This is a genomic window from Psychrobacter sp. 16-MNA-CIBAN-0192 (assembly GCF_040309565.1).
GTDB lineage: Bacteria > Pseudomonadota > Gammaproteobacteria > Pseudomonadales > Moraxellaceae > Psychrobacter.
Window position 1 is genome coordinate 1 of record NZ_JBEOOX010000332.1, and the last position, 265, is coordinate 265.

Here is a 265-nt window from a genome sequence, read left to right on the forward strand (position 1 = left end):
CCCATACCTGCAGCAAATAACATAGCTAACCATGAAAGGCGAGAGTGAGTAGGTACTGCATCATCTCCCCCTAAACGTATTTTACCGTAAGGCGATACAATAAGTGCTAAACAAAAAATAACGAAAAAGTTAGCAGCCCACATAAATAAGGCGTCAAAGTTATTAATAATATCTGTTTTTATACTATCAAGTGCAGACTTAGCTGTTTGTGGATCGGTAACTAAAATAGCGATCAAACAGATGACAATCAGACCAGCACTTATGC

1 protein-coding gene is annotated in these 265 nt (G+C 38.1%); it reads right to left on the reverse strand.

Features of this window, described 5'->3' with window-relative positions; genetic code table 11:
- The coding region (locus AAEY78_RS13455; protein ID WP_352339822.1) for a BCCT family transporter at positions 1-265 on the reverse strand (265 nt) is incomplete at both ends.